1 protein-coding gene is annotated in these 2,154 nt (G+C 75.6%); it reads right to left on the bottom strand.

Going from position 1 to position 2,154, the window contains the following annotated elements; genetic code table 11:
- Nucleotides 1-2,154, bottom strand: a 2,154-nt coding sequence (locus tag MXD58_RS29805; RefSeq protein ID WP_250611479.1) for a hypothetical protein, incomplete at both ends; no start/stop codon positions are given.

Genomic DNA, 2,154 nt, shown 5'->3' with positions numbered 1-2,154 from the left:
CCACCGGCGTCGGCAGCGCGGCGGCGGCGGCCCGCAGCCGGGCGACACTCGCGTAGGGACCGGGCGTGTCCTCGCCGGCCGGGGCAGCGCGAACGACGACACCGAGACACTGGCCCACCGGATCTCGACGAACGCGTCGATCGCCGCGAGCGCCGCGCGCAACGTCGCGGCCGGGCCGACGGCGCCGTCGGGGACGAGATGGGCGAACCGGAAGCCGTCGGCGAGGTCGAGCACGAACGCGACACCGAAGCCCGCCGCCTCGGTCGGCCCGTCTCCGCCCGGGGTGGTGCCGGCCACGGCCGGGATCCGCTGGATGATCAGCGCCGCGGTGCCGAGGCGGCTGGCCTGGCCGAAGACCATCAGGGTCTCGGCGGTGAGGTCCAGCAGGACACCGCCCGTCGCGCCGAGTCCCGGCACGGTGAATCCGGCGGGTACGGGGATGGCGGACCACGTGCCCGCGCCAGCGAAGCCGTCGCTGACGGCGCCGACGCCGAGACCCCGGGCGTCGGCGGAACTGAGGACGCCGAGCAGGGCGGTGCCGTCCGGGCCGACCGTCGCGACCGCGTCCAGGGTGGGCAGCGGCGCGAGTGCCAGCGAGCCGGCGACGGTCAGCGTGGTGGCGCGCGCTCCGGCGCCGTCCGCCGCCGCGACCGCCAGTGCTATCGACAGGTTCGCCATGCTCCCGGTCGTGCCGGCGAACGACGGCCCCCAGGTCGCCTTCGTCGCCAGCGACGCGGTGGTGGCGAGCGTCGCGGGGATGACGGAGACCGCGGCGCCCGTCAGGGCGATCTGCGGGAAGCCGCTCGGCAGCGACAGCGGGCCCGCCGCCGCGGCGAGCAGATCCGTGATCATGATCTGTTCGCCGTCCGCCAGCGCCAGGCCGACCCGCCAGGCGTCAGCGTCGCCTTCGCCGTCGGTGCCGGTCGGCTCGGTCGGCTCGGTCGTGGCGTCGTTGGTGGCGGAGATCCAGAACAGCGCGCCGCCGAGCAGCAGCTCCCCGTCGAGCGCGACGCGCACGGTCGTCGCGGGAGCGGAGTCGGACGGCGCGGTCCCGGTCCCGGTTCCGGTCGCGGTCGGGGTCGGCGGGTCGGCGGAATCCGTCGGCGGGGGAGCGGGCCGGTCTACGTCGAGGACGAGCGACAGCTCGGGTAGCTCCAGGTGATCCTCGATGATCACCCAGGTATCGGCGAGCTCGATCTCGCTGTGGACCGCGACGGCGCGGCGCGCGTCGAGGCTGTGCACGACGTCGAGGCGCGACAGGCCCAGGTCGGCGACCGGTGACAGGCCCGGCGGCAGGGCGGTGGCGAAGGCGGCGCCGTCCAGGCCGACCAGGGTCAGCAGCTCGGGTGTGCCGATCGGGTCGGACGCGACCAGGCTGATCAGGCACTCGTCGGAGCCCGGATCCCGCGCGAGGTCGAAGGTGACGGAACACTCGCCGACGGTCGCGGCGACGACGGCGCGTCCGCCGATCGCGCGGCGCGCCTCGTCCAGGGGATGCGTCGCGACCAGCTCGACGCGCAACGACTCCAGGCTGAGACCGGGCAGGTAGGGCAGCGACCACTCGACGTCGTCGGGGATGCTCAGTCCGACCAAGACCTGCTCCAGGGTCCCGGCGGCCGGGTCGACGGTCACGGCGAGGTGGTCGAGGGTGACGCCGCCGATGTCGGCGATTCCCGGCGGCAGACAGGGGCTGACGTCGGCCACGCCGAGCAGGTGCGCCAGCCCGTCGGCGAGCTCGCCGAAGGCGGGCAGGGTGACGCCCGGTCGGCAGGACAGCTCCAGCGGGCCGCCGCCGACGGGCACCTCGACGTCGATCGCCAGTCCGAACAGCGTGACCGTCCCGGTCAGGTAGCCGATCGTCGCCCAGCCGGTGACCGTGCCGTCGAGGTCGGTGCGCGGCTCCAGCCGCAGCCGGGCCCCCAGGGCGTCGACGCTGAGCACCCCCGCGACCAGGGCCCAGGAACGGGCCGTGGCGATCTCGAACGACGCCGAGCGCGGGTCGCGGTCGGCGTTCGGCGCGAACTCCGTGTCCAGGGCGGTCAGCCGGAAGGCACCGGGAAGCCCCGGCGGCAGCGCGACGGTGGCGCCGACGCCGGTCACGGCGAGCAGCCCACCGGCGAGGTCGGCGAGGTCCGCGCCGACGCCATCCGCGCC

Origin of the sequence: Frankia sp. AgKG'84/4 (genome assembly GCF_023242965.2) — a bacterium.
Taxonomy (GTDB): domain Bacteria; phylum Actinomycetota; class Actinomycetes; order Frankiales; family Frankiaceae; genus Frankia.
This window is presented reverse-complemented; position numbering and strand designations above follow the sequence as displayed.